This window comes from Stenotrophomonas sp. PAMC25021, from assembly GCF_004795795.1.
In the GTDB taxonomy this organism is placed as follows: domain Bacteria; phylum Pseudomonadota; class Gammaproteobacteria; order Xanthomonadales; family Xanthomonadaceae; genus Stenotrophomonas; species Stenotrophomonas muris.
Map to the genome: position 1 here is coordinate 3,831,945 of NZ_CP039255.1, position 23,345 is coordinate 3,855,289.

Annotated in this window: 25 protein-coding genes; 12 read left to right on the forward strand and 13 right to left on the reverse strand. The window is 65.3% G+C overall.

Going from position 1 to position 23,345, the window contains the following annotated elements; translation table 11 throughout:
- Nucleotides 1–31: 31 nt before the first annotated feature.
- Nucleotides 32–1,021 carry an MDR family oxidoreductase gene (locus tag E5790_RS17695; protein ID WP_111207072.1) on the reverse strand — a complete coding sequence of 330 codons (990 nt, stop codon included), beginning with the start codon at nucleotides 1,019–1,021 and terminating at the stop codon, nucleotides 32–34.
- 103 nt (nucleotides 1,022–1,124) lie between these two features.
- On the opposite strand from E5790_RS17695, the gene E5790_RS17700 reads away from it, so the two are divergent.
- On the forward strand, nucleotides 1,125–1,478 hold the full coding sequence (locus tag E5790_RS17700) for a winged helix-turn-helix transcriptional regulator (protein WP_049442490.1): 354 nt from the start codon (nucleotides 1,125–1,127) through the stop codon (nucleotides 1,476–1,478).
- A gap of 54 nt (nucleotides 1,479–1,532) precedes the next feature.
- On the opposite strand, the gene E5790_RS17705 is transcribed toward E5790_RS17700, so the two are convergent.
- Entirely contained in the window at nucleotides 1,533–1,982 is a 450-nt protein-coding gene (locus E5790_RS17705) for a DUF3592 domain-containing protein (protein ID WP_049442491.1), read from the reverse strand.
- Between the two features lie 633 nt (nucleotides 1,983–2,615).
- Between E5790_RS17705 and E5790_RS17710 the strand changes: the two genes are divergently transcribed.
- The 3 genes from E5790_RS17710 to E5790_RS17720 all read left to right on the forward strand — a co-directional run bounded on the left by E5790_RS17710 (nucleotide 2,616) and on the right by E5790_RS17720 (nucleotide 5,308).
- A complete protein-coding gene (locus E5790_RS17710) occupies nucleotides 2,616–3,023 on the forward strand; it encodes a hypothetical protein (protein ID WP_049442492.1) in 408 nt (135 codons plus the stop codon).
- A gap of 76 nt (nucleotides 3,024–3,099) precedes the next feature.
- Nucleotides 3,100–3,966, forward strand: a complete 867-nt coding sequence (locus E5790_RS17715) for a hypothetical protein (RefSeq protein WP_111207071.1) — start codon at nucleotides 3,100–3,102, stop codon at nucleotides 3,964–3,966.
- A 19-nt stretch (nucleotides 3,967–3,985) separates the two neighbouring features.
- Entirely contained in the window at nucleotides 3,986–5,308 is a 1,323-nt protein-coding gene (locus E5790_RS17720; RefSeq protein WP_049442493.1) for an XVIPCD domain-containing protein, read from the forward strand.
- A 49-nt stretch (nucleotides 5,309–5,357) separates the two neighbouring features.
- Here E5790_RS17720 and E5790_RS17725 read toward each other — a convergent pair whose 3' ends face one another.
- The gene (locus tag E5790_RS17725; RefSeq protein ID WP_111207070.1) at nucleotides 5,358–7,499 is read right to left on the reverse strand and encodes a TonB-dependent receptor; all 2,142 of its coding nucleotides are present in this window, start codon (nucleotides 7,497–7,499) and stop codon (nucleotides 5,358–5,360) included.
- 73 nt (nucleotides 7,500–7,572) lie between these two features.
- Nucleotides 7,573–8,217 carry a TetR/AcrR family transcriptional regulator gene (locus E5790_RS17730; protein ID WP_046431363.1) on the reverse strand — a complete coding sequence of 215 codons (645 nt, stop codon included), beginning with the start codon at nucleotides 8,215–8,217 and terminating at the stop codon, nucleotides 7,573–7,575.
- Between the two features lie 82 nt (nucleotides 8,218–8,299).
- Here E5790_RS17730 and E5790_RS17735 point away from each other — a divergent pair, with 82 nt between their 5' ends.
- Complete coding sequence (locus tag E5790_RS17735; protein ID WP_111207069.1) at nucleotides 8,300–9,823, forward strand: FAD-dependent monooxygenase; 1,524 nt, start codon at nucleotides 8,300–8,302, stop codon at nucleotides 9,821–9,823.
- Nucleotides 9,824–9,830: 7 nt separating this feature from the next.
- Here the strand turns inward: E5790_RS17735 and E5790_RS17740 are convergent, their stop codons facing one another.
- The 7 genes from E5790_RS17740 to E5790_RS17770 form a co-directional block, all read right to left on the reverse strand.
- A complete protein-coding gene (locus E5790_RS17740; protein WP_049442514.1) occupies nucleotides 9,831–11,534 on the reverse strand; it encodes a PAS domain-containing sensor histidine kinase in 1,704 nt (567 codons plus the stop codon).
- Between the two features lie 185 nt (nucleotides 11,535–11,719).
- Nucleotides 11,720–11,902 (reverse strand): hypothetical protein, encoded by a 183-nt coding sequence (locus tag E5790_RS22105; RefSeq protein WP_046431358.1) that lies wholly within the window; start codon nucleotides 11,900–11,902, stop codon nucleotides 11,720–11,722.
- 10 nt (nucleotides 11,903–11,912) lie between these two features.
- The gene (locus E5790_RS17750; protein WP_014647589.1) at nucleotides 11,913–12,161 is read right to left on the reverse strand and encodes a hypothetical protein; all 249 of its coding nucleotides are present in this window, start codon (nucleotides 12,159–12,161) and stop codon (nucleotides 11,913–11,915) included.
- A 114-nt stretch (nucleotides 12,162–12,275) separates the two neighbouring features.
- Entirely contained in the window at nucleotides 12,276–12,521 is a 246-nt protein-coding gene (locus tag E5790_RS17755; RefSeq protein ID WP_014647588.1) for a hypothetical protein, read from the reverse strand.
- Nucleotides 12,522–12,649: 128 nt separating this feature from the next.
- The gene (locus E5790_RS17760) at nucleotides 12,650–12,919 is read right to left on the reverse strand and encodes a hypothetical protein (protein ID WP_014647587.1); all 270 of its coding nucleotides are present in this window, start codon (nucleotides 12,917–12,919) and stop codon (nucleotides 12,650–12,652) included.
- 103 nt (nucleotides 12,920–13,022) lie between these two features.
- Nucleotides 13,023–13,499, reverse strand: a complete 477-nt coding sequence (locus tag E5790_RS17765; protein WP_014647586.1) for a hypothetical protein — start codon at nucleotides 13,497–13,499, stop codon at nucleotides 13,023–13,025.
- 92 nt (nucleotides 13,500–13,591) lie between these two features.
- The gene (locus E5790_RS17770) at nucleotides 13,592–14,830 is read right to left on the reverse strand and encodes an NADH:flavin oxidoreductase/NADH oxidase family protein (protein WP_111207068.1); all 1,239 of its coding nucleotides are present in this window, start codon (nucleotides 14,828–14,830) and stop codon (nucleotides 13,592–13,594) included.
- An 89-nt stretch (nucleotides 14,831–14,919) separates the two neighbouring features.
- Between E5790_RS17770 and E5790_RS17775 the strand changes: the two genes are divergently transcribed.
- A complete protein-coding gene (locus E5790_RS17775) occupies nucleotides 14,920–15,399 on the forward strand; it encodes a MerR family transcriptional regulator (protein WP_046431348.1) in 480 nt (159 codons plus the stop codon).
- Nucleotides 15,400–15,415: 16 nt separating this feature from the next.
- Here the strand turns inward: E5790_RS17775 and E5790_RS17780 are convergent, their stop codons facing one another.
- Both E5790_RS17780 and E5790_RS17785 read right to left on the reverse strand, forming a co-directional pair.
- Nucleotides 15,416–16,627 (reverse strand): MFS transporter, encoded by a 1,212-nt coding sequence (locus E5790_RS17780; protein WP_111207067.1) that lies wholly within the window; start codon nucleotides 16,625–16,627, stop codon nucleotides 15,416–15,418.
- 132 nt (nucleotides 16,628–16,759) lie between these two features.
- Nucleotides 16,760–17,164 carry an HD domain-containing protein gene (locus tag E5790_RS17785; RefSeq protein ID WP_111205449.1) on the reverse strand — a complete coding sequence of 135 codons (405 nt, stop codon included), beginning with the start codon at nucleotides 17,162–17,164 and terminating at the stop codon, nucleotides 16,760–16,762.
- A gap of 146 nt (nucleotides 17,165–17,310) precedes the next feature.
- Between E5790_RS17785 and E5790_RS17790 the strand changes: the two genes are divergently transcribed.
- The 6 genes from E5790_RS17790 to E5790_RS17815 all read left to right on the forward strand — a co-directional run bounded on the left by E5790_RS17790 (nucleotide 17,311) and on the right by E5790_RS17815 (nucleotide 23,343).
- Nucleotides 17,311–17,568, forward strand: a complete 258-nt coding sequence (locus E5790_RS17790; protein ID WP_014647581.1) for a hypothetical protein — start codon at nucleotides 17,311–17,313, stop codon at nucleotides 17,566–17,568.
- Nucleotides 17,569–17,603: 35 nt separating this feature from the next.
- A complete protein-coding gene (locus E5790_RS17795; RefSeq protein WP_014647580.1) occupies nucleotides 17,604–19,283 on the forward strand; it encodes a type IV secretory system conjugative DNA transfer family protein in 1,680 nt (559 codons plus the stop codon).
- Nucleotides 19,284–19,707: 424 nt separating this feature from the next.
- Entirely contained in the window at nucleotides 19,708–20,154 is a 447-nt protein-coding gene (locus E5790_RS17800; RefSeq protein WP_032957008.1) for a hypothetical protein, read from the forward strand.
- Between the two features lie 89 nt (nucleotides 20,155–20,243).
- Entirely contained in the window at nucleotides 20,244–21,299 is a 1,056-nt protein-coding gene (locus E5790_RS17805; RefSeq protein ID WP_111205491.1) for a type IV secretion system protein, read from the forward strand.
- Nucleotides 21,296–22,075, forward strand: a complete 780-nt coding sequence (locus E5790_RS17810; protein ID WP_014037652.1) for a TrbG/VirB9 family P-type conjugative transfer protein — start codon at nucleotides 21,296–21,298, stop codon at nucleotides 22,073–22,075. Before E5790_RS17805 ends, E5790_RS17810 begins: the two co-directional genes overlap by 4 nt.
- Nucleotides 22,072–23,343 (forward strand): TrbI/VirB10 family protein, encoded by a 1,272-nt coding sequence (locus E5790_RS17815; protein WP_046431336.1) that lies wholly within the window; start codon nucleotides 22,072–22,074, stop codon nucleotides 23,341–23,343. Before E5790_RS17810 ends, E5790_RS17815 begins: the two co-directional genes overlap by 4 nt.
- The last annotated feature ends 2 nt before the right edge of the window (nucleotides 23,344–23,345 follow it).

Below are 23,345 nucleotides of genomic sequence, written 5' to 3' on the forward strand. Positions count from 1 at the left end.
TGGCATTGCACCCTCGCCGGCGCGGCAGGCGTCAGGCGTTCACATCCACGACAATGCGGCCACGCACCTTGCCGGGGATGATCTGCTCATAGACATCCAGCACCTCGGCGAGGCCGATCTGCTGCACGGTGCTTTCCAGCTTCTGCGGGTCCAGGTCGGTCGCGAGCCGATCCCAGGCGCGCTGGCGAACCTCTTGTGGGGCATTCACCGAATCCACGCCCGCAAGGGTCACATTGCGCAGGATGAAGGGCAGCACCGAGCCGTGCAGTGCATCGCTCTGGGCCAGGCCACAGGCGGCCACGGCACCGCGGTACTTCGTTTCGGCGATGGCATTGACCAGCGTTGGGCCGCCGGCCACATCCACCACGCCGGCCCATCGCTCGGCACTCACCGGCCGCTCGCGCGGCTCCGAGAGCTGCGCACGATCGATGATCTCGGCCGCACCCAGGTTGTGCAGATACTCGGCGTGCTCCGGCCGCCCGGTGGCGGCCACCACGCGATAACCCAGCTTTGAAAGGATCGCCACCGCAATCGAGCCGACGCCGCCGTTGGCACCGGTAACCAGCACATCGCCCTGTGCAGGCGTCACCCCTGCATGCTCCAGGGCCAGCACGCACAGCATCGCGGTATAGCCAGCGGTGCCGATGGCCATGGCGTCGCGGGTGCTCAGGTTGCCGGGAATCCGGTTGAGCCATTCGCCGCGTACGCGGGCGCGCTGTGCCAGGCCGCCGTGGTGGCCCATGCTCAGGTCCCAGCCATTGAGCACGACGCGGTCGCCTGGCTTGAAGTCGGCCCTGCTGGATTCCAGCACCACGCCTGCCAGATCGATGCCGGGAATGAGCGGGAACGTCCGGATGACCGGACTCTTGCCGGTGAGGGCAAGCGCATCCTTGTAGTTGAGCGTGGAGTACTCGACCTGTACCAGGACGTCGCCGTCCACCAGGTCGGCTTCATTGAAATCGACCAGTTCCGTGGATATGCCGTCGTTCGTCTTGCGGGTCAGCAGTGCCTTGAAACTCATGGTTGGGGGCTCACGTTCAGTGGATGGCCCCATGCTAGGCTCGCACCGTTATCGCAACAAGAACGACGATTTTCCGTAGGTACTATGGTTTTCCGGAGTATGCATGCGTAGCAAGCGTTGGGATGGCAAGAGCGGTTGCGCGGTGGAAGTCACGCTGTCGGTGATCGGCGGCGTGTGGAAGCCGATCATTTTGTTTCACCTGATGACCGGCAAGCGGCGTTTCATGGAATTGACGCGACGGGTGCCCAATGCCACCCAGTCCATGCTTACCAGCCAGCTGCGTGAACTGGAAGCCGATGGCGTGGTGATCCGCCACGTGTACCCGGAAGTGCCGCCGAAAGTGGAATACGAGCTGTCCGAGTTCGGGCGCACGCTGGTACCGGTGCTGCTGGCCATGCGCGAGTGGGGTGAAACCTATCGTGGCCATGGAAGCACGGAAGACGATTGCCAGCGTTGAAGACACTTTTGGTCCTGCGCGAGCGCATTCTGGATGCGCTCGCGCCTGGATGGGTCAGGCCGGCTGCGCTTTCCGGCCCTGCACCACCCGGGTGGCCAGCAGCGCCAGGGTGACCAGCCCGGAGGCGATGGCCAGCCACAACAACAGCAGGGAGTTGTCCGTTTCGCCAACGGCCATCGCCACGGACGGGTCTTTGGCGTTGTAGCGGATATCAATCTCTTCCGCCTCGTCGGTGGCACGCATCCGATTGCCAAGGTCGTTGGAGACCGCGATCTTCTCGACGCGTGATTGGCCGTCTTCGGTTTCGAACTCGACATTCAGGACGAAGTTGCTCTTTCTTCCCCTTTTCTCATCCCAATGCACTTCGGTGACGAGGCCCACCGTATCGCGCCCCTCGGCACCGTCAGTGAGGGCATGACGGTGATGGTCGTTGTAGGCGGCCACGGAAAGTGCGACCGCCACGCCAGCAGCAACAAGAATGTTGCGCCAGGAAGTGAATTCCATAATGAGCTCCTGATCCATTGAGGTCGGCGACTATAGCCTTCACCTCGCGGATCTCGTACGGAAATGGCCTGGCGCAGAAATTTCGTTGTGATCAGATCGCGCTCGAATGTGCCTGTGGGCTCCTACATGCAAGCGTTCCCGGTGTGTATCCAGCGCGGAACGTCTGTGCTGGAGCTGAAGGCGGAGGCCGTGCGTATTGCGACTTTCTGCGCGATCGCCATGGTCGGCGTGTCGCGTTCGGCTCGATGTGATCGTTGGGTAGTACGCGCAGGCAGGCGCGATGTATCAACGAAGCACGTCAGTCGGTGGACGGTTCGCCATCCCGTGACGCAACCAGCGTAGGAACGCGTCAGCGCGGACTTTTCCTACTTTGCTTCGGCGATGGAGTGCGCCCATCATCGCCGCGCCAAGGCACTCGCCCTGGCCGGGATTGGCGTCCCGAACTTACATGATGCGCGGCGTCACGGTTGCAGCCAGAGTTGCAACCGTGACAATGCATCGCCTGTCAGTTCATGGCGGACGGTGCGTGGGGATCTCTCGATCCGCCGGCTTCTTGCATCATGTATCCGGCACGCCAACCCGCACCGTCCGCCACCTTGCATCTGCAGGTGGCCACATCGTGAGGTTGCCGTCATGCCCGAACGTCTTCCCGACCATCCCCGCCTGCACGCGCTGCTGGGTGCCGCCGTACTTGATCTTCCCGCTGCCTCGGCCGAAACGCTGGAGGACGCGCTCCGCGAATCCGCCGAGTTCGTCACCCCATCGGCATTCTTTGCACACCTGAAAGGCCACGGCAGGAACCTGCGCGCCGATGGCGAGGCCTGGGTTGAAATGCACCTGAGCCCTGGCCGGGCCTTCGACATGGCCCTGGCGACCCGCAGCGTTTCGGGCATCACGGCGTTGACCGCGGTGCTGCACGCTGCGCATGTGGCGCGGGAGAGCGACGATCCCGCCTGCTGTCCCTCCGCCGCCGTGGTCGAAGGTCTGTTCAACGCCTGTCAGGCGTTGTCGCTGCAGGTGGAACGCTGCCTGGTGCCGTGAAGGGCTGCGACGCGGTTCCTGTTCCGTTGACGCCCGGTTCCCTATAGTGGCGCTGAAACTCTGCAATGGAATGCCCATGCACGTGATGTCCCCCGGCCGTTGCCTGACGCTTGCACTTGCCGTCGCGGTGAGTGCCGGCGCGTGTGCGCGGCCGCCGTCCACCGAACACGAAAGGAATCCCGCCATGTCCGGCGCAACGCAGACCGGCCGCACGATCAACGGCCACACCTATACCGATGCGCCCGTGGACGTGAAGCTCGGGCCGAACACTTTCCGCATTCCGGCCAACTACCTGGACAGCCAGATCGCACCGTGGCCCGGCGAGGGCGTGACGCTGGTCATCGAGTGGCCGGACATGAAGCCGACGGCGCCGGGCGCCCGGGCCAATCCGCGTACGAATGATTTCCGGAAGGAAATTGCTGTGGCGATCGACTACATCGATCGTGCGCCAATCGAAACATCATTGGAGCGATTGTCCTCCAGCCAGGCGTCCACCGAGGAAGGATCGGTGGAGCGAGGGGATCCTCGGGATCGACTCGATCTGCGTATTGCGCGGCCCGACGTCATGGGACTGACGCCTTACGCCATCGATGAAACGCGGATGGGGATTTTCTCGAAGGAATACGAGGCACGCTATGGAAAGCCGCCCACCCGTAATCCTGCCTATGAAGATGACTGGTACATCGCGCGCGCTCCCAACGGCAGCCTGACCACATTCATCAAATGCGAAAGCACGGCGTTTCGGGGGGATGGCGTTCGCCTGCAGGGCGATCAGGTCATCAGTGAGCAAGGGCAAGCCGCTGCGGGGTGCTTCCACTATTTCTCGGATGTGGAGAACAAGCTCTCCATCTCGCTGAACTACAAGCGGGCCTTCCTGGCGGACTGGAAGCGGATGGAAGATGCGGTGCGGGATCTTCTCGCGCGCTCCCGCGTCCGGCAGTGAGTGCATTCAGGAGCAGGCGATGGGCGGATTGACGCAAGAGAATCTTAGGATTCTGGCCAGCTATGCCAGGGCCGGAAACCGTGAGTTGTACTGGAACTATCTGTCGCAGCTGCCAGATGCGGATGGCTATGGCACGCTTGCGCTGGGTGTTGTTCGCAACGACAGCCTGCCAGGCCGCGTTGCAAACAGCTACGCACAGGATTACGCCCGAGATCAGGAAGGCAAGGGCTCCGGCTTTCCCGATGCGCAGCTGAGCGAGCGGCAATGGGAGATGTTTGGGCAGACGCTTCTGCGCCAGGACCTGGAGCGACGCCTGTTCTGGATGGAGCAGGGGCGTCCCGAATTTGCACTGAATCTTCCCGGCAAGGATGTAATGCTGGCACACGACCGGGCATTCGAACGGCATGAACTCGATCCCAACTGCTGGACGCCGCGCGTGTTGCTGCAGGCGGCTGAGCAGAAGAGCGGCCCCGAGAAGCTGGAACAGATCTGGACCAACATGCTCAACAATGACTACGCCGGAGGCCCGCGCGTAGGCAACACCAGCGTCGATGCCATCAGCCAGATGGGATGGACGAAGGGCGGGCAATACCTGACCCGGTTGAGCGTGCTGGAAGCCACCCAGGCACTGGAAGGGCGCTCGGCGGTCGATCCGAACGTCATCGGTGGCAACAGCTACTACGCGATGTACTTCGAAGCGGACAGGAAATGGGCCAGTGTCAGCGCGGGTGGTGGCCACATGTCGATGCGTGAGATCACCGATCCGGCTCGCATCGCCGAGCTCAACGACGCGCGCGAGGTTCGTCTGGAGCGCCAGGAAAAACGCACCCAGTTCCACCCGGACGACCCGTACCGGACCATCACCCGCAGCCCGCTGACCGCAGCCGTGGACGACGTGCCGGATTTCTCGCAGGCACCGACCCGCCTGGCCGACATTGGTCCGGGCCACCGCGACTACGCACTGATGCAACAGGTGCGCGAAGGCGTGGCCGCGATCGATGCCGGCGCCGGGCGTACCCACGACGAGAACAGTGAGCGCCTCGTAGCGAGCGTGATGGCATTGGCCCGTCGCAACCAGCTTGAACGGGCCGACCATGTGCTGCTGAGCGCGCAGACCGCCGAGCATCCGGCCGGCCGCAACGTGTTCGTGGTGCAGGGCGAGATGAGCGATCCCGCGCATCTGCGAGCGGTCATGCCTACGGACACGGCAGTGCAGACGCCGGTCGAACACTCGCTGCGGCAGATCGAGGCCGCCAGCCTGGAGCGACAGCAGGCGGCCATGCAGCGCCAGCAGGACAACGACGTCCACGCACGTGACAACCCTGCGATGCGGATGGGCTGAGGTTACGTAGCAGAGCCGAGCGGGCGCCCGGCTCTGCTGGAAGGCCTTCTCAGAAGCGGTAGGCCGCCTGCACATACACCCGCCGCGGCTCGCCCGGGAAATGCCCGTTGCGCTCGATGAAGCCGCTGGCCGCGTACACCTTGTCGAACAGGTTCTTGACGTTGGCCTGGAACTGCCACTGCTTCCACGTGGTCTTCCAGCTCATGTCGAATACCGTGTATGCCTTGACCGCCTGCCCATCCAGGCTGACACGCTCGCCCACATGGTCGGCGCCGAAGCCGATGGCCGAGTTGATCGACGGCAGGTCGTAGCGCGTCCACAGGCCGAGCTTGTTGCGTGGCGCATTGGCGAAGCGGTCGCCGGAGGCATTGGTGATGCCGTTCGGTCCGGCATCCTTCACCCGTGCGTCGTTGTAGGCGTAGGTCAGGTTCACCACCCAGCGCTCGGTCACGTCGGCCAGCAGGTCCAGTTCCATGCCCGTGCTGCGTACCAGGCCCAGTGCAGCGAGTTGGTTTACCCCGCCGATCACCTCGCCGGTGGCCTGCACGATGTTGCTGCGGTCGATGCGGTAGGCCGCCATGTTCAGGGTCACACGGTCGGCCAGCAGGGACTTCAGACCGACTTCCCATTGCCTGCTGCGCTCCGCGTCGAACGGTCCGCCGGCCGCCGGGTTCTGGTTGGTGGCACTCTGCGGCACGAAGCCGCTGGCGATGTTGGCGTACAGGTTCACGCCGTCCCGGACGGTAAAGGTACTGCCCAGGCGCCAGCTGAGATCGTTGCCATCCACGCTGCCGCCACCCATGCGGTCCTGATCCTTGAAGCCATCCCAGCGCAGCCCGGCCAGCACATGCCAGCGCGTGCCCAGTGCCAGCTCATCCTGCAGGTAGCCGCCGTAGTGCTTGCTGCGGGTGGCGGTGCTGCGCCACGGCAGAGCGGCCAGGTTGTAGTCATGCCAGGTGCTCGCGCCATAGACCGGGTTGAACAGGTCGATGCCGCGCACCGGGCCGGCGCCGCGTGCCAGGTCGGCGCTGTTGGCGGTCTGCGCGGTGAAGTCGGCGTCGAGCTGGTACACGTCGGCGCCGAACAGCACCTTGTGTTCGATACGGCCGGTGTTGATCCGCCAGACGGCATTGCCGCTGGCGGTGAAGGCAGTGTTGTCACGGATCTGGTTGCGCAGCTGGCGCGTCATCCACTCGGCCAGGCCGTCGCGGTCACGATCAATCAGCCCCATCGGCTCGTGGTACATCTGGTGCTCGTTGTTGCTGAACCAGCGCGCAGCAAGGTCCACGTCCAGGTTGTCGCGCGGTGCGAAGCGATACTGCGCCAGTGCGACCTTGGCGCGCATGTCGAGGAAGTCACTGGCCTCGTTGTGGTTCCAGCGGCGGTCGGTCAGGAAGCTGCCGGCATCGTTCACCGGCACGCCGCGCAGGCGGTTGCCGCCCAGGTTCTGGGTGATGTCGGTGAACTGCAGCACCAGCTCGCCGGTCTGGCCGACATCGAAGGCCAGCGAGGCATCGCCGATCACGCTTTCGCTGTCGGCATTCCAGCGCACGCCCTGCTCGCTGTCGGCATACAGGCCGGCGCGATAGCGAATGCTGCCGCTGGCATTCAAGGGGCCGGTGCCTTCGATCGATCCGGCGCGGAAGTCCTTGTCGCCTGCCTGCAGCTCGATGCGGCGTTCGGCGCGCGCCTTGGGCTTGCGCGTTACATAGTTGATGACACCGCCCGCATCACCACCGCCGTACAGCGCACCGGCCGGACCTTTCAGTACTTCCACGCGTTCGATATTGAACAGTTGCGGCACCGAGAAGCCCGCATAGGGATCACCACGCAGGCCGTCGTAGAGAACGTTCTCCTGGCGGAACCCGCGCAGGGTGACGCCGGCATAGCTGAAGAAGCTGATGCCGCTGATGCTGCGGTACAGATCGGTGACCTGGCGCGCGGCCTGGTCGTCGATCAGCTCGCGCGGCACGACCTGGATCGACTGCGGCACCAGTTCCAACGGGGTATCGGTGCGGGTGCCGACGGCCGCATCGTTGGCGCGGTACAGGGTCTGCGCGCGGCCGCGGACTTCGACCTTGTCCAGGTCCTTCGGGGTGTCAGCGGAGGCCTCGGAGGCCAGTGCAGGCGTAGCCAGGGAAAGGGGCAGCGCCAGGCAGAGGGCGTGCTTGAGCGGGGTTGGAAGCGGCATGAGCGGGTCGGGGCGGGCTGCAAATGAGAAAGAGTAGCATTTGCAACGCTTCGTGACCTATCCCCCGATTGCGCTATGGACGCAGGCCCGGGTCGGTATATGGGGTGCCGGCCAAGGCCACCAGCACGCCGGTGCCACCGCGCACGATCAGCTGCAGCATCGCTTGGCGCGGATCCTCGCCCCTCTGCTGGCTGGCCAGTCCACTCTCATAGGCGGCCACCATCGACGCCAGCAGCATGGCTGCGCCCAGGCGTGCCTCCGCGTCCTGCGCGGGCCGACCGGCCGCGTCGGCCATCAGCTGGGCCAGGTCGTCGGCCAGCTGTGCCTGCAGCCGTCGCGCGTGCGCCACCAGCACCGGACTGTCGGCCACGGTTGCCCAGAAGGCCGCTGCACCGGAGTTGATCCGTAACAGCGGATGGCCGCTGTCCAGCAGCTCCCGCACCAGCGATTGGAAGGCGGCCAGCGGGGCCATGCCACGGCGCGCCGCCATGCCTTCGCGAAGCAGGGTCCGGGCCTCCTCATCGCGGTCGAACACCAGGTCTTCCTTGCTGGCGAAATAATTGAAGACCGTCTTGCGCGAGACCCCCGCCGCATTGGCAATCTCGGACATGGACACGGCTTCGAAGCCGCGGCGGATGATCAGTTCGGTGGCGACGTCCGAAATGGTCTGTCGGGTCTCGGTCTTGCGCTGCTCGCGGCGGCCCCGGGGCGGGATCATGGGCGGTTCACTTGTGGAAACGTATACCGAGTGTAACATTGGCGTCGCCAGAGCGCCGGCCTGGCGCTCACAGGGAAATCCCATGTTGTACGACGTCGTCATCGCCGGGGCCGGCCCGGTCGGCCTGTTCCTGTCCTGCGAGCTGGCCCAGGCCGGCTGTTCGGTCCTGTTGCTGGAGCAGGCAGTGTCGCCCGAGACACCCTTGAAACGCCTGCCCTTTGGCTTGCGCGGCTTGAACGCGCCCACCCTGGAGGCCCTGGATCGACGTGGCCTGCTGGATGCGGTTGCCGCCAGTCAGGTGCTGAAGCCGGACAACGGCGCACCGCCGCCCGGCACCGCCCATTGGCTGGCGCAACCGCGGCCGCTGGGCGGCCACTTCGCCGGCATTCCTTTTGCGCTGGACAACGTGGACAGTGCGCGCTGGCGCCATCGCCTGCCGACGCCGGTGCCCACCCAGATGGCGGTCGAGCTGCAGTCGCTGGAGGCGGTGCTGGCCGAGCGTGCGGTGTCACTGGGTGTACAGATCGAGCGTGGCTGCACGGTGCAGGCGGTGCACGCACGCGAAGCACAGATGGTGGTCCAGACCGGTCGCGGGCTGATGCGGGGCCGCTGGCTGGTCGGTTGCGATGGCGCCCGCAGCACGGTACGCAAGCAGTCGGGGTTCGTGTTCGCAGGGACGGCGCCGGAGTTCACCGGGCACACGCTGCAGGTCGAACTGGCAGACCCGTCGGTGCTCGTCCCGGGGCGTCAGTTCACCGAACACGGCATGTGCAATTTCAATCCGCCGGGCATGCTGGCGCTGGCCGATTTCGACGGTGGCGCCGGCCATCGCACGCCGCTGGACCGGCACACCGCCCAGGCGCTGCTGCGGCGTGTCTCCGGGCGAGAGGCAACGATCACGGCGTTGCATCTGGCCACCACATGGACCGATGCCGCGCGCCAGGCCACGGCCTATCGTAGCGGCCGCGTGCTGTTGGCCGGTGATGCCGCGCACATGCATTCGCCGTTGGGCGGGCAGGGGCTGAACCTCGGCATCGGCGATGCGATGAACCTGGGGTGGAAGCTGGCCGCGGTGGTGCGAGGTGATGTGGCAGAGTCGCTGTTGGACAGCTATCAGGCTGAGCGCCATCCGATCGGCGCCCAGGTGCTCGACTGGTCACGTGCGCAGGTGGCGTTGATGCGGCCAGGCCCCGGGTCGCGCGCGCTGGCGGCGGTCATCGCCGACCTGGCCGCGACCCGCGACGGTGCCACCTATCTCGCCGAGCGGCTGTGGGGTGTAGCACCGCCACCGGTGCTCGACGGCAGCCATCCGCGGGTTGGCCGAAGCGCACCGGACGTCCAACTGGCTGATGACCGTCGGATGGGAGAGCTGCTGCGTGCAGGGCAGGGCGTGCTGCTGGGGCTCGATACCGGCGATTCGCTCGGTCCGATCATTGAGCGCTGGCAGCGGTCGGTCACCTGCGTGATGTCCACGGCGCGCGACACGCTGGGACTGGGCGCCGTGCTGGTCCGCCCCGACGGTATCGTCGCCTGGGCCTGCGATGCTGGCGGTGACACGTCGGGGCTGGAGCCTTCGCTGGAACGCTGGTTCGGTTCGCTGCGGTGACCGCCCGCTAGGGCGACGCTACCACGGCCTGCGCGCAGCGCCCGGCTTCGGTCATCACCGAGGCCAGCTGCTTCAATGAGTAAGGCTTGCGCAGCAGGGTGAAGCCATGGCCAGGGTCCCGGGCCAACAGTTCGCTGTAGCCGCTGGTAAGGATCACTGGAAGCCCAGGCAGGCGGCTGCGGATGGTACGGGCCAGATCCAGGCCGTTCATGCCAGGCATCACTACGTCGCTGAACACTACATCGAAGCGGGAGGCGTCCCGTTCGAGCTCCGCCAGGGCCTCGTCCGCATTGTGCGCAAGTACCACGTTGTAATCGAGCTCGCGCAGGGCGCCGACGGCAAATTCGGCCACATCGACGTTGTCTTCCACAACCAGCACGCAGACACCGTGACCATGCTGCAGCCCCGGTAGCGTCGCGGGCCGTTCCGTCATTTCTCTCGCCTGCGCCAGCGGCAGGTACAGGGTGAAGCGGGTACCGGCGCCCGCCTGGCTCTGCACGTCCACCTCGCCTTCCGACTGCTTGACGAAGCCGAACACCTGGCTGAGGCCGAGGCCGGTTCCGGCGCCGACGCTCTTGGTGGTGAAGAAGGGCTCGAAGATGCGGTCGACGACGGCGGGGTCGATGCCTGCTCCGGTGTCGGTCACGCTGATCGCGGCGAAGTCGCCCTTCATCGGCGCGGCGAAGCGCACCGAAGGCACCGCGGTTACCTGCTCCACCTCGATGGTCACCCTGCCGTGTCCCTCGATCGCATCGCGCGCGTTGACCGCGATGTTGATCAATGCAGTGTCCAGCTGGGTCCGGTCCAGCAGCACCGGCAATGGCGTGCCGGGCAACGTCAACGACACCTGGATGCGTGCACCCAGTACCGTGGTGATGATGTCCGAAAGCGCGTGCACGCTCTCGCAGAGATCGAAGACCTCCGGCGACAGGCTCTGGCGACGCGAGAACGCAAGCAGTTGCGCGGTCAGCTTGGTTGCGCGGTCCGAGGCTGTGGCAATGGCCTGGATGTAGCGGCGCCGGGTGTCGTCTGACGGCCACGTGTGCAGGAGCATGTCCACCGAACCGGTGATGACCTGCAGCAGGTTGTTGAAGTCGTGGGCCACACCGCCGGTGAGCTGGCCGATCGCCTCCAGCTTCTGCGACTGGCGCAGCTGCTCGCGGGCGCGCACCAGTTCCAGATGGGCCTCCCGCGCCTGCTCGGTGATCGCCGCGACCTGGCGGCTGTGCAGGTCGCGCTCGATCACCCGTTCGGTCTGCTCGCTGACCACGCACAGGATACCGGCGACACTGCCGCAGCCGACGCGCAGCGGTGAATAGGAAAACGTCCAGAAAGTTTCGCGCAGCGTGCCGTCGCGATCCATCATCAATGGCATGTTCTTGAAGCTGCGGCTGGTGCCGGCAAAGGCGTCGTCGACGGCATGCACCACGTCCGGCCATACGTCCGCCCAGACATCCTCCAGACGGTTGCCCATCGCGCCGTGCAGCTTTTCCCCCAGCATCGGCAGATAGGCATCATTGAAGAAGAACGCCTTGTCTTCCTTGCCCCAGGCAAGCCACAGGGGTTCCGGCGAATCCAGGATCATCGCCAGCAAGGTGCGAAGTTCGGCAGGTGCGCTTGCGGCAGTGGCCGAGCGGGCCCAGTCACTGTCCTGCAGCAGTCGGTAGGCGAGCTGATCAGGTGCGGAGACTGGCAGGGGAAAAGGATGCATGGCCGCCATTGGCGCAGGGAGGTGGCGCAGCATAGCCGAGCGCATGTCATGACGCCCTGCACACCGTCGGCATGAAGGGCCTCGCCACTTCGCCGTTGACGTGGCAGGGATGCACCCTTTGTTCAGCAGGTTGCCGCTACCGCGGCGCAGCGCGAAGGGAGGCGAAGCTGGCCTGATCGGCGGGTCTAGCCCTTACGACCTGCCTGCGCGGTGAGCACATCCCGGCCAGCCTCGGTCAGATCGATATCCCCGTCTTCCGCCTGTACCGCCCATCCGGCGGTCACAGCCCACGTTGCGGCATCGCCGCGCACCGGCTCTGCAGCGGCGATTGCCTGGAGTATTTTCCGCTGTTCCGCAGTCATTTCCACGTGGCGGCCCTCAGATACCCAGCAACGACGCCGGTTGCCAGTCCGACAGGCGGGCGTGGCTGACCGGTTGATGGCAGCCGCACCCGTCACAACGGAACAACGCCCCGCCAGGAAGTTGCACCAGGTTGTCTTCGCTGGCAGAGCTGGTCGACGAGCAATGCCGGCAGGTGACCGTGAGCGCAGTGATGCGCTGCACGCTGCCTGATAGATCGAACACGGCCTCGAACGCGCGAATGACAGGGTGGGCAGTGTCCGGCATCTGAGTCTCGACAGGGTGGGGAGACCTCATCGTCGCGCGCCGGCTGTGATGGAGCAGTCAGCCGGATGCATGGGCGCGATCAAGACAGGCGCGGCAACCGGGCGCGCACCTTCGTCAGGGATTGTTCTTCTTTCCGCTCAGGTCCAGCGGCTTGTCACTGCCCTTGCGCTCGCTCGACCACACTTCCATGCCCTTGTTGCAGCGGCTCTCGCGGGCAGCGACCTCGGGCGGCAGGTCCTTCAGGTGCGGCGACTCCTGGCAGGCTTGATGCATGTTGCTGTCGTCATAGGTGGCGCAGGCGCTGAGCGATGCGAGGGCGATGGCAATGAGGGTCGCGCGGAGCGGGGGCTGCAGGTTCACGGGGGGGGGGCCTCGGGTGATGCCGGGATGGCCATGGAATTCAAATCCGTGACACCGGGCATGCACAATCGGACCAACCGCACTTGTTATTCTATAACAGATGCGCGATAGTCCGGCCCCTGCCGGCGTCAGGCGATGCAGATCACCAGTACCGTGCACAGCACCAGCATCAGCACGAACACGCGCCGGCTCAGTGCCAGGCAGGCCAGATAGGCTGCGAGCGCCCACGCTGCCAGCAGCGCGCAGGCCATCACCCATAGCCCGATACCCATCATCGAACCCGTCGCCAACGCAGACAGTGCGATGGCCTTGAACAGCGCCACGCCCAACACGCTGCCCAGCATGCCGGCCTGCAAGGCGATGGCATCATGGCGGGCAGGTGCGCGATGGGGGGGCATTGCGGGTCCGGTACGGGCCGAGAGCGCGGCGTCGGCTGCACTGTGCCCAAATGCACATCCACGAAATGTGTTCATCGCGCGCGAAGACCGCGATGAAGCCCGTTCAGTCGAACTCACCCTCGGCCGATTCCAGACGCTGCCGGTACGCCGCGCGATGCTGGTACAGCCGCTGGCACTCGGCCGACCTGTGGATGCGGCTGCCGGGTTCATTGGCCACCGAGTCGCACATCCGCGCGATGTGATTGTTGTCCGCCAGTTCGGTGACGAAGAACACGGCAGTGATGCCGGTGCCAAGCAGCACGACATACAGCAGACGGCTGAGCCAGCGTGACAATTTCCGCTCGAAGTGCTGCTGGATGGTCAGGTCGAAGCGGATGATGCTGAGCACGATCCAGACGATGGCGACCAGGAAGCAGAGCGTGGGCAGCAGGTCGCGCCAGATGCCTGCTTCGTAGACCGACTCGCTGTAATGGACCGCAGCTCCGGCACCTGCGATGGCAATGGCCAGCGCCCAGTTGCGGCCCAGTGAGAGCAGGTCATCGAGCAGCTTTTCGTGGTTCCTGGTTGGTCCTGCTGCCACGAGGGTTCCTTCTGCGTGTTGCGACCGGCGGCGGGCTGCCGCCGATCATGCAGATGGTGAAGCATCGATTCGGTGATGAGAAGCCTGCCCGCTCAGTATCCTCCTGCGCGTGCACCGATCCAGCGCCGGTAGCGGCGGGTCCGGCACTTTGCGGCCGCCTGTGCCAGCAGCAGTGCCCAGACGGGCGAAACACCCGGCGCCGTGGGCCGGAGCCTGCTCAGCCGCGCCAACTGGTACTTCACTGCGGCCATGTGTGCGCTGGCGGCCAACGGTTTGTTGCGCCAGTCGATGGTGCGCAGTGTCGGCACCGGGTCGCGGCCCTGCTGCCAGCGGTGGGGCAGATCCGGCTCGATCGCCAGCGCGGTGGCGATGCCGACCATGGCCACACCGCTGTCAAGTACCTGATCGGCCACGGCGCGCCGGCGGATGCCACCGGTGACCATCAGCGGCATGGTTGCCACCGTGGCGATCTCACGCGCGAACTCAAGGAAGTAGGCCTCGCGGGCCAGGCTGCGCTGGTCGCGCGCGGCACCGGTCATGGCCGGTGCTTCGTAGCTGCCACCGGACAGTTCGACCAGGTCCACGCCGAGCGGCGCCAGCATTTCCACCACTGCGCGCGCATCCTCGGGCGAGAAGCCACCGCGCTGGAAATCGGCGGAATTGAGCTTCACGGCCACCGCGAACGTGGGCGACACGGTGGCGCGCACCCCCTGCACGATCTCCAGCAGCGGGCGCGCACGGTTGTGCAGGCTGCCGCCCCAGCGGTCGTCGCGGCGATTGGACAGCGGCGACAGGAACTGGCTGAGCAGGTAACCGTGCGCGGCATGGATCTGCACGCCACTGAACCCGGCGCGCTCGGCCAGCTCGGCGCTGCGGATGAAGCGGGCGATCACCTCTTCGATGTCCGCCTCGGTCATCGCCCGCGGCGGTGCGAACTGCCTGGACAGCGCGCCCATCTCCAGGGCGACGGCTGACGGCGCGAGTGCCGGTTGGCGGAGTGCGGCCGGCATCTGCCGCCCGGGATGGTTGATCTGCATCCACATCTGCGCGCCCCGTGAGCGTGCCGTTTCGGCCCAGGCGATGAAGCGGTCAAGGTGGCGGTCGTCTTCCAGCACCACGCCGCCGGGGCCGGTCATGGCGCGGCCATCGACCATCACGTTGCCGGTGATGATCAGTCCTGCGCCGCCATCGGCCCAACGCTGGTAGAGCTGCAGCAGTGCAGCGGACGGCGCGTGGTCGGCGTCGGCCATGTTTTCCTCCATCGCGGCCTTGGCAATGCGGTTGCGGATGATGGCACCGGAGGGTAGTGCCAGGGGCGAGAACAGCGACATCGGACAGCTCCAGGACAGGGGAATGGCGCTACGCTAACCTTCAAGTTTTATTGAAGGTCAACAGACGCCCATGGCGAGGATTCAGGCAGATGAAGATCGGTGAGCTGGCCCGCCTCACGGGCCTCGCGGCGTCGCGCATTCGCTTCTATGAAGACGCGGGGCTGCTGGTGGCGCAGCGCCAAGCCAATGGCTACCGCGACTATCCGGAACAGGCGGTGCTGTTGCTGGAGTTGATCACGGGCGCGCAGCGTGCAGGCTTCAGCCTGGAAGAGATCCGCGCCCTGCTGCCACCGGACATGGGCCAGTGGCAGCATGAGGCGTTGATCGCGATGCTGCAGCAGAAGGTGGCTGACATCGAAGCGTTGCAGCTGCGGTTGGCAGAGAGCAGGGCGCACCTGCTGGCCCTGATCGAGGACATCCAGGCGCGGCCGGACGGCATCGACTGTGCAGCCAATTCGCGGCGGGTGCTGGACCGTGTGAAGCGCGGTGAGCTGGCGCGGCCGACCCTGGTGGCCGGCGATACAGCGTTGCTGCGACCGGATCGCCGTCGCCGCAGAGGCAGCAACTGACGATCCGGCGCAATGTTCAGTGGCTGCCGACGACGGCGGTGCTGCGCTTCTTGTCCAGCATCACCGCCACGCACCACAGCAGCAGGCCGCCGATCGCGGTAGCCGCGCCGACATAGCCGGTACTGGCCGGGCTGAAGCCGGCGCTGATTGCCATGCCGCCCAGCCACGGGCCGAGTGCGTTGGCAGTATTGAAAGCGGCGTGGTTGGAGGCCGCCGCCAGCGTCTGCGCCTCACCGGCCACGTCCATCAGGCGGGTCTGCAGCACCGCCGCCAGTGCGCCCATGGTGCCGACAGTGATGATCATCGGGCCGATGGTCCACACCGACTGTGCGGCCAGCGGATACAGCAGCAGCATCACGATCGACCACAGCAGCACCACGGCGGCGGCCTTGAAGTGGAACTTGTCCACCAGCCAGCCACCGGCGATGTTGCCGATGATCGCGCCGATGCCGAACACGCCCACCGCCAGCGGCATCCACGATTCGGCCACGCCGGTGACCTGCACCAGGGTCGGTGCCAGGTAGGTGAACACGCAGAACATGCCGGCGAAGCCGACCGCGCCGATCGTCAGCGCCAGCCACACCTGGGACGTGTTGAAGGCGCGCAGCTCGCGCATCGGCGAGGTACGTACTTCATCCGGGTCCGGCAGCAGGAAGCGCGCGATCATCGCCACGGTGGCGATGGCCAGCACGCTGACCAGGGCAAAGGCGGTGCGCCAGCTCAGCTGCTGACCCAGCCAGGTCGTCAGCGGGTTGCCGACCAGGATCGCGATCGACAGGCCCAGCAGCACGCGTGACATCGCCTGGCCGCGCTGGCCTGCGGGACTGATCGCCGCGGCCACCAGCATCGCCACGCCGAAGTAGGCGCCATGCGGCAGGCCGGCAACGAAGCGCGCCACCAGCATCGTGCCGTAGTTCGGTGCCAGCGCGCTGGCCAGGTTGCCGACCGCGTAGAAGCCCATCAGTGCCAGCAGCAGCTTGCGGCGGGGGAAGCTGGCGCCGACGAAGGCGAGGATCGGGGCGCCGACCACCACGCCGATGGCATAGGCGCTGATCAGATGCCCGACCTGGGTTTCGGAAATCGACAGGCCGCGGCTGATCTCCAGCATCAGGCCCATGCTGGCGAACTCGCTGGTGCCGATGGCGAAGCCACCCAGTGAAAGGGCGAGGATGATCAGGGTGCGCTGGCGGGGCGTCAGCCGCGCAGCCAGGGAAGAGTTGGGGCTCATGCGGGGGCGCGATGGGGGGGGGGGCGGGAGCCGCCCATTGTACTGCTGCACTGCAGCAGGAGCAGCAGCACTCAGGGTAAATCAGCGTTTGATCGGTGACACGCCGGCCCGCCGCGCCTCGTCGCGTCCGGCTCAGATGCCCAGCGCCGCCCGGGCATGAGCGTACTTTCCGTGCAGGCGCGCGGCCGTCGCCGCATCGAGCATTGCCAGCCGCTGCGGATCGGCGTTGTCATCCAGATCGGCGCGCTTCACTTTCAGTGCCAGCGGGTGGGCGGCAATGCGCGCGTAGTAGCTGTCCGCGTCGGGTGCTGCATCGCGGTTGAGCAGTTGCACCGCCTCGCGCAGCGGTGCGGGAAATACCTCGATCCGCGCGGCAAACGCCGGGCAGTCCTCGGCCACGTCATGCAGCCAGGCCACCACTTCGGCGTCATCGTCGCCGCGCACCGCAGCCGCCACCCGCGCCACATGGCCGATGTAAGGCTGGCCGGCCTTGTCGATCTGCCCCGCGTGGGCCTCGGTGGCCAGCGTGCGGGGCAAGTGCTACCCAGTCCATTGCGGTTTCCTTGGATATCCGCGCACAGTTTCGCGCAGAAGCCGCAGCGGTTGTGGATGCGCCCATGACGCTGCCACCGGCATGATGGCGGGGCAGGGGGCGCAGTGTTGCCCCGACAAGGAGGAGTGCGATGCAGGAATTCAGGCATGTGCTGGAAACCCGTGGCCGCTACCAGCTGGTAGCGGTGTCCCACGAGCCGGTGTACGCTCCCGGCGATGTGGTCGGCCATGCGGTCGTCGCCGACGATGGGGATCGTCTGACCGACCTGATATCACTGGCCGAAGCGCGCCAACGCTTGCTGCAACTGGTGCGTGAAGAGGGCGAGGAGCCCGGGCTGGAAAACGAGAACCACCTGCGGAAGAAGGCGTCGCGCTGGCGCCACCGCTAGGCCGTCGCGCCGCGTGCGCATCATGGAGGATTCGGGTGTTGCCCAGTAAGAAGTATCTGCTCATCGCCATCATCACGCTGGCGACCCTGTTGCTTGGTTTCGTGTTCTCCGGCTACTTGACCTTGCTGTTCCTGGGGCTGGACACCCAGCTGTTCACCTGGAACACCTACTACCAGTACGTCCACGCCATCGGCCAACCGCAGGTCGCGCCTTTCGTGGGCAAGATCAAATGGGCGGGCTACGTAGGCTTCGGCCTGCCCCTGCTGGTGCTGCTGGTGGCCGGCCTGGTGCTGCTGCTGAAGAAGGACAAGCGCTCGCTGCACGGCGACGCGCGCTTCGCCACCGGTGCCGACCTGGCCAAGCACGGCATGTTCAAGAAGACCGGCCAGAGCATCGTGGTCGGCAGCCATGGCGGCAAGCTGGTGCGCCTGGATGGCCAGCAGTTCGTGATCCTGGCCGCGCCCACCCGCTCGGGCAAGGGCGTGGGCGTGGTCATCCCGAACCTGCTGGAGTACGGCGAATCGCTGGTGGTGCTGGACATCAAGCAGGAGAACTTCGACCTGACCAGCGGCTGGCGCGCCAGCCAGGGCCAGGAGATCTACCTGTTCAACCCCTTCGCCGAGGACCGGCGCACGCACCGCTGGAACCCGCTCAGCTACGTCTCCGACGATCCGGCCTTCCGGGTGTCGGACCTGATGAGCATCGCCGCGATGCTGTACCCAGACGGGGCCGAGGACCAGAAGTTCTGGGTCAGCCAGGCACGCAACGCGTTCATGGCCTTTACCCTGTACCTGTTCGAGAACTGGGACGACGAGCGCAGCAGCGGTTTCCCGGGCGGCGCCGGCACGCCCACGCTCGGTGCGGTGTACCGTCTGTCCTCCGGCGACGGCACCGACCTGAAGAAGTACCTCAAGACCCTGTCGGAGCGACCGTTCCTCAGCGCCAATGCCCGTTCGGCGTTCGCCAACATGCTGTCGCAGGCCGATGAGACCTTCGCCTCGATCCTGGGCACCTTCAAGGAGCCGCTCAATCCCTGGATCAACCCGGTGCTGGACAAGGCCACCAGCAGCAACGACTTCCTGCTGACCGACGTCCGCAAGAAGAAGATGACCATCTACATCGGCATCCAGCCCAACAAGCTGGCCGAGAGCCGGCTGATCATCAACCTGTTCTTCAGCCAGCTGATCAACCTCAACACCAAGGAACTGCCCAAGTCCAACCCGGACCTGAAGTACCAGTGCCTGCTGCTGATGGACGAATTCACCTCGATCGGCAAAGTGGAGATCATCGCCTCGGCGGTCTCCTACATGGCCGGCTACAACATCCGCCTGCTGCCGATCATCCAGAGCATGTCCCAACTCGACGCCACCTACGGCCGGGAAGTCTCTCGCACGATCATCACCAACCACGCGCTGCAGATCCTGTACGCGCCGCGCGAACAGCAGGATGCCAACGACTACTCGGACATGCTGGGCTACACCACGGTGCGCAGGAAGAACGTCACCCATGCCCGCGAGAAGACCCACAACTTCACCGAGGAACGGCGCGCGCTGATGCTGCCGCAGGAGCTGAAGGCGATGGGGCCGGACATGGAGGTGTTCCTGTACGAGGGGATACCTCACCCGGTGAAGTGCGACAAGATCCGGTACTACAAGGATCGCTACTTCACCTCGAGGTTGCTGCCGAAGGTGGACGTTCCGATGCTGAACGTCTAATTCACGTCGCTGAATTTGTGATCACCATTCGTAGTTAAGAATGTGAATTCGTGATTTAGGTCAAGAATTTGGCATTTGTTCATGGATTTTCAGACTTGTCTGACATGGAATTGACGCGTGGTTGTGCGACCCTGTGCATGTCGTTCAGAAATGTGTGATGGATGGCAGATGTTGTAGAGCAGGGTGGCCAGGAGTTTGTGCCATGAAACAAGGATGGTTTCGACGTTGGTGAGGTATGCGGGTGTGTCGTCGGCAGTGTCTGGCGGCCCCGCGACTTGGTTGGCAGCCGTTGGCTGCAGGGGAGCCGGAGCAGGTGTGCTGCCAGTCAGTGCGTCGCTCCGATTCCGGCGTGCGCGACGCAGCGCCGGACGACCAGGGGGCCAATGCTCGGGACTGCTTTTTCGTACGTCAAAGTGAAGCCCGTATGAATCAGGCGTTTATCGCGAAAATGTCCATCGCCGCAGTGGCGGCGTTGATGGTGGCCGGTTGCGCCACCAAGTCCGCTCCCGATTTCGGAGGCCGCTGGAAGCCGGTCAACCGCTTTGCTGCGGCACCCACCGAGATCCCGCTGTACTCCAGCTACGTCTACCAGGCCTCGCCGATGGATGGCACGCTCAAAGCCATGCTCGAGCGCTGGGCCAAGGATTCCGGACGCACGCTGGATTACCGCCTGAGCTCGGACTTCACCCTGTACGGCGCGGTCTCCAGCATCGACACCACCAACGCTCAGCAGGCCGTGATCGATCTGACGGCGGCCTATGCAGCGCAGGGCATCTCCGTCTCCATCGTTGGCAACCAGATCGTTGTGCAGAGCGCTGGCTCGACGCCGACCGCGTCGGCACAGGGCGCTGATTCCAACAGCGGCACCTGAGTCCACCTCGAAATCATCGAACGTGCCGCTCCCCGCGCCTGTCGCAGGGGTGCCACGCCCATTGATGTTTCAGCAGTACGGAAGAATCCATGTTCCGCAAGAAGGATCCCGGCAATAGTCCCAAGGTCGAGCAGTCGGTCGCCAAGGCGGTCAGCTACGAGATCACCGTGGCCGACATGGCGCGCCGCAGCGAGCGGCGTGCGTGGTGGGTCGCCACAGGCTCGTTGCTGATGTCGCTCGCACTGGCGGGCGGCTACTACTACATGCTGCCGCTGAAGGAAAAGGTGCCGTTCCTGGTCATGGCCGATGCCTACACGGGTACGGCGACCGTCGCGCGGTTGAGTGGCACGTTCCAGGGCGAGACGATCACCACCAACGAAGCGATCAATCGCAGCAACGTCGCCCAGTACGTGCTCGCGCGCGAATCGTATGACTCGGCGGTGATGGGCCTGCGTGACTGGGAACTGGTGTTCGTGATGTCCACCGATCCGGTGGCGCAGTCCATGCGTGTCCGCTATGCCGGCAACAATCCGCAGAACCCGTTCGTGATGTACGGTCGCGAGCGCGCCATCCGGGTCAAGATCCTCAGCATCACGCCACTGGGGGCCGAGCCGAACGGCAGCTTCCGCGGCGCTTCGGTGCGCATCCAGCGCAGCCTGCTGGACAAGCGCACCGGCGTCTCTACCTACCTGGACAACCAGCTGGTGACGATGCGCTTCAGCTACAACCAGAACCTGGCGCTGTCCGAACAGGATCGCATCCTGAACCCACTGGCGTTCCAGGTCACCGAGTACCGCGTCGACAACGACTACTCGCGTGGCGTGCCGGTGCCGGATGACGGCGCCATGCAGGCGCAGGCGCAGCAGGCCGCACAGGCGGCGCAGCAGGCACAGGGTGTCTACGATCCCAACAATCCGGCCGCGGCCACCATGATCGATCCGGCCACCGGCCAGCCGGTCGCGGCTCCGGTCAACGGCCAGGTGCCGGGCCAGGCAATGCCGGGCCAGCCGCTACAGGGTCAACCCATGCCGGGTCAGCCGGTGCAGGGGCAAGCAATGCCGGGGCAGGTCACGCCCGGACAGCCGGCCATGAGGCCGGCGCAGAACAATTCCACCGGAACTGCTGATGGAGCAAGCAACCGATGAGTAGTCGAAATATCAGGGGAAGCGCGCTGGCGCTGCTGTCGATGTTGTCGTTGCTGTTCTCAGCAGCGGCGATGGCGCAGGCGGTTGACCACTACGAGTACGAGAAGGACCGTATCTATCCGGTTCGCACCGGCCTGGGCCTGACCACCCAGATCGAGTTGAGCCCGAACGAGAAGATCCTCGACTACAGCACCGGCTTCAGCAGCGGCTGGGAACTGACCCGTCGCGAGAACGTGTTCTACCTCAAGCCGAAGAACGTCGACGTCGACACCAACATGATGGTGCGCACCGAGACCCATTCCTACATCTTCGAGCTGAAGGTGGTGGCCACCGACTGGCGCCAGCTGGAACAGGCCCGTCGTGCCGGTGTGCAGTACAAGATCGCCTTCGTCTATCCGAACGACACCGTGTTCGGCGTCGCCCAGGAAGCGGTCGAGGAAGAGGCCAAGCCGTTGTTGAGCTCGGAACTGGCCAAGGACCGCCAGTACAACTTCAACTACTCCTATTCGACCAGCAAGGCGAAGAAGATGGGGTGGCTGATCCCGGTCAACGCCTATGACGATGGTCGTTTCACCTACCTGAAACTGCCGAATTCGCCGGAGTACAAGACCGGCATCTTCCCGGCGGTGTTTGGTCGTGAAACAGAATACGGTGAAGACTTCGTGGTCAACACCACGGTTGAAGGCAATACGCTGATCGTGCACGGGACACACCCGTACCTGGTCATCCGCCACGGCGACTTCGTCGTCGGCCTGCGAAGGAACGTGAAGAAATGAGCCAGCAGAACACTCCCGGAAACGACCCGAACAACGGACGCGACGAGAGCCAGAGCCCGTACGGCGCACAGGGTGCTTCGGACGCGCAGTCGAACCCGTACTTCGGCACGACCCAGGCCGAGCCTGCGCCGGATCTGGATGCGGCCGCGCCGCAGCTGCGCTCGGCCGAAGAGCAGCGGCTGAACCGAAAGGCGCTGCTGTTCCTGGGCGGCATCGTGGTGCTGCTGGTGGCCATGGGTTTCCTGCTGTTCCGCAAGGGCCAGGATGACAAGGACGCTGTGCAGAAGGTGCCGGACGTTGCGCGCGTGTCTACGCCGACTCTGCCGGACGCCGTGCAGACGAGTCCGGTGCCCTCCCAGGCCATGCAACCGGTTGATCCGATTCCGATGACGCCGCCGCTACCGCCGCCGCCGCTGGATTCCACCCCGCTGTTCGTTCCCCAGTCCGATTCGGCGCGCGAGATTGACCGTGGCCCGACTTTGCTGGACCGCCGCATCGGCTCCGGGAGCGGGGTGGGTGGTGGTGATGGACAGGATGGCAACGGGAGCAATGGCGGCCGCGGCATGGATGAGTACACCCGTGCCATGCTGGCCCAGCTGCCCAACAATCAGGCGGCGCCGGCAAAGGTTCGCCGCGGCCCGGACGTCGAGGATGTCTCCAGCGCCACCTACATCCAGAGCCCCGACGCGCTGCTGGTGCGTGGCACCTACCTGCGTTGCGTGTTGGAAACCCGAATCATCACCGATCTCGCCGGCTATACCTCGTGCCTGCTGACCGAGCCGGTGTACTCGATCAACGGTCGCAACCTGCTGCTGCCGAAGGGCTCCAAGATCTATGGCGCCTACGGCGGCGGTCCGATGGGCAAGCGCGTGGAAGTGATCTGGGATCGCATCACCACTCCGAATGGCATCGACGTTGCGATGTCCAGCCCGGGCGTGGATCAGCTGGGTGGCGCCGGTCATCCGGGCCAGTACAGCGCGCACTGGGGCAGCCGTATCGCCTCGGCGCTGATGATCAGCCTGATTTCCGATGCCTTCAAGTACGCAGCCGCCGAACACGGTCCGGAGACCACCACCATCGCCAATAACGGCATGACGGTGCAGTCGCCCTATGAGAGTGCTACCGCACGCACGATGGAGCGTCTGGCCAACGAGGCACTCAGCAGCAACCGTCGCCCGCCGACCGTCACCATCAACCAGGGCACGATCGTGAACGTCTACGTCGCCAAGGACGTCGACTTCACCAACGTGCTGCACCCCCGCCGGTAACC

Coding starts and splice junctions, on each gene's coding strand:
- E5790_RS17735 (WP_111207069.1), top strand. CDS start 8,300: ATGTTGTACGACGTCGTCATCGCCGGGGCCGGCCCGGTCGGCCTGTTC.
- E5790_RS17770 (WP_111207068.1), bottom strand. CDS start 14,830: ATGTCGCTGTTCTCGCCCCTGGCACTACCCTCCGGTGCCATCATCCGC.
- E5790_RS17800 (WP_032957008.1), top strand. CDS start 19,708: ATGAATCAGGCGTTTATCGCGAAAATGTCCATCGCCGCAGTGGCGGCG.
- E5790_RS17815 (WP_046431336.1), top strand. CDS start 22,072: ATGAGCCAGCAGAACACTCCCGGAAACGACCCGAACAACGGACGCGAC.
- E5790_RS17810 (WP_014037652.1), top strand. CDS start 21,296: ATGAGTAGTCGAAATATCAGGGGAAGCGCGCTGGCGCTGCTGTCGATG.
- E5790_RS17730 (WP_046431363.1), bottom strand. CDS start 8,217: ATGATCCCGCCCCGGGGCCGCCGCGAGCAGCGCAAGACCGAGACCCGA.
- E5790_RS17750 (WP_014647589.1), bottom strand. CDS start 12,161: ATGCCGGACACTGCCCACCCTGTCATTCGCGCGTTCGAGGCCGTGTTC.
- E5790_RS17780 (WP_111207067.1), bottom strand. CDS start 16,627: ATGAGCCCCAACTCTTCCCTGGCTGCGCGGCTGACGCCCCGCCAGCGC.
- E5790_RS17790 (WP_014647581.1), top strand. CDS start 17,311: ATGCAGGAATTCAGGCATGTGCTGGAAACCCGTGGCCGCTACCAGCTG.
- E5790_RS17700 (WP_049442490.1), top strand. CDS start 1,125: ATGCGTAGCAAGCGTTGGGATGGCAAGAGCGGTTGCGCGGTGGAAGTC.
- E5790_RS17805 (WP_111205491.1), top strand. CDS start 20,244: ATGTTCCGCAAGAAGGATCCCGGCAATAGTCCCAAGGTCGAGCAGTCG.
- E5790_RS17725 (WP_111207070.1), bottom strand. CDS start 7,499: ATGCCGCTTCCAACCCCGCTCAAGCACGCCCTCTGCCTGGCGCTGCCC.
- E5790_RS17695 (WP_111207072.1), bottom strand. CDS start 1,021: ATGAGTTTCAAGGCACTGCTGACCCGCAAGACGAACGACGGCATATCC.
- E5790_RS17715 (WP_111207071.1), top strand. CDS start 3,100: ATGCACGTGATGTCCCCCGGCCGTTGCCTGACGCTTGCACTTGCCGTC.
- E5790_RS17710 (WP_049442492.1), top strand. CDS start 2,616: ATGCCCGAACGTCTTCCCGACCATCCCCGCCTGCACGCGCTGCTGGGT.
- E5790_RS17760 (WP_014647587.1), bottom strand. CDS start 12,919: ATGCCCCCCCATCGCGCACCTGCCCGCCATGATGCCATCGCCTTGCAG.
- E5790_RS17705 (WP_049442491.1), bottom strand. CDS start 1,982: ATGGAATTCACTTCCTGGCGCAACATTCTTGTTGCTGCTGGCGTGGCG.
- E5790_RS17720 (WP_049442493.1), top strand. CDS start 3,986: ATGGGCGGATTGACGCAAGAGAATCTTAGGATTCTGGCCAGCTATGCC.
- E5790_RS17740 (WP_049442514.1), bottom strand. CDS start 11,534: ATGCATCCTTTTCCCCTGCCAGTCTCCGCACCTGATCAGCTCGCCTAC.
- E5790_RS17775 (WP_046431348.1), top strand. CDS start 14,920: ATGAAGATCGGTGAGCTGGCCCGCCTCACGGGCCTCGCGGCGTCGCGC.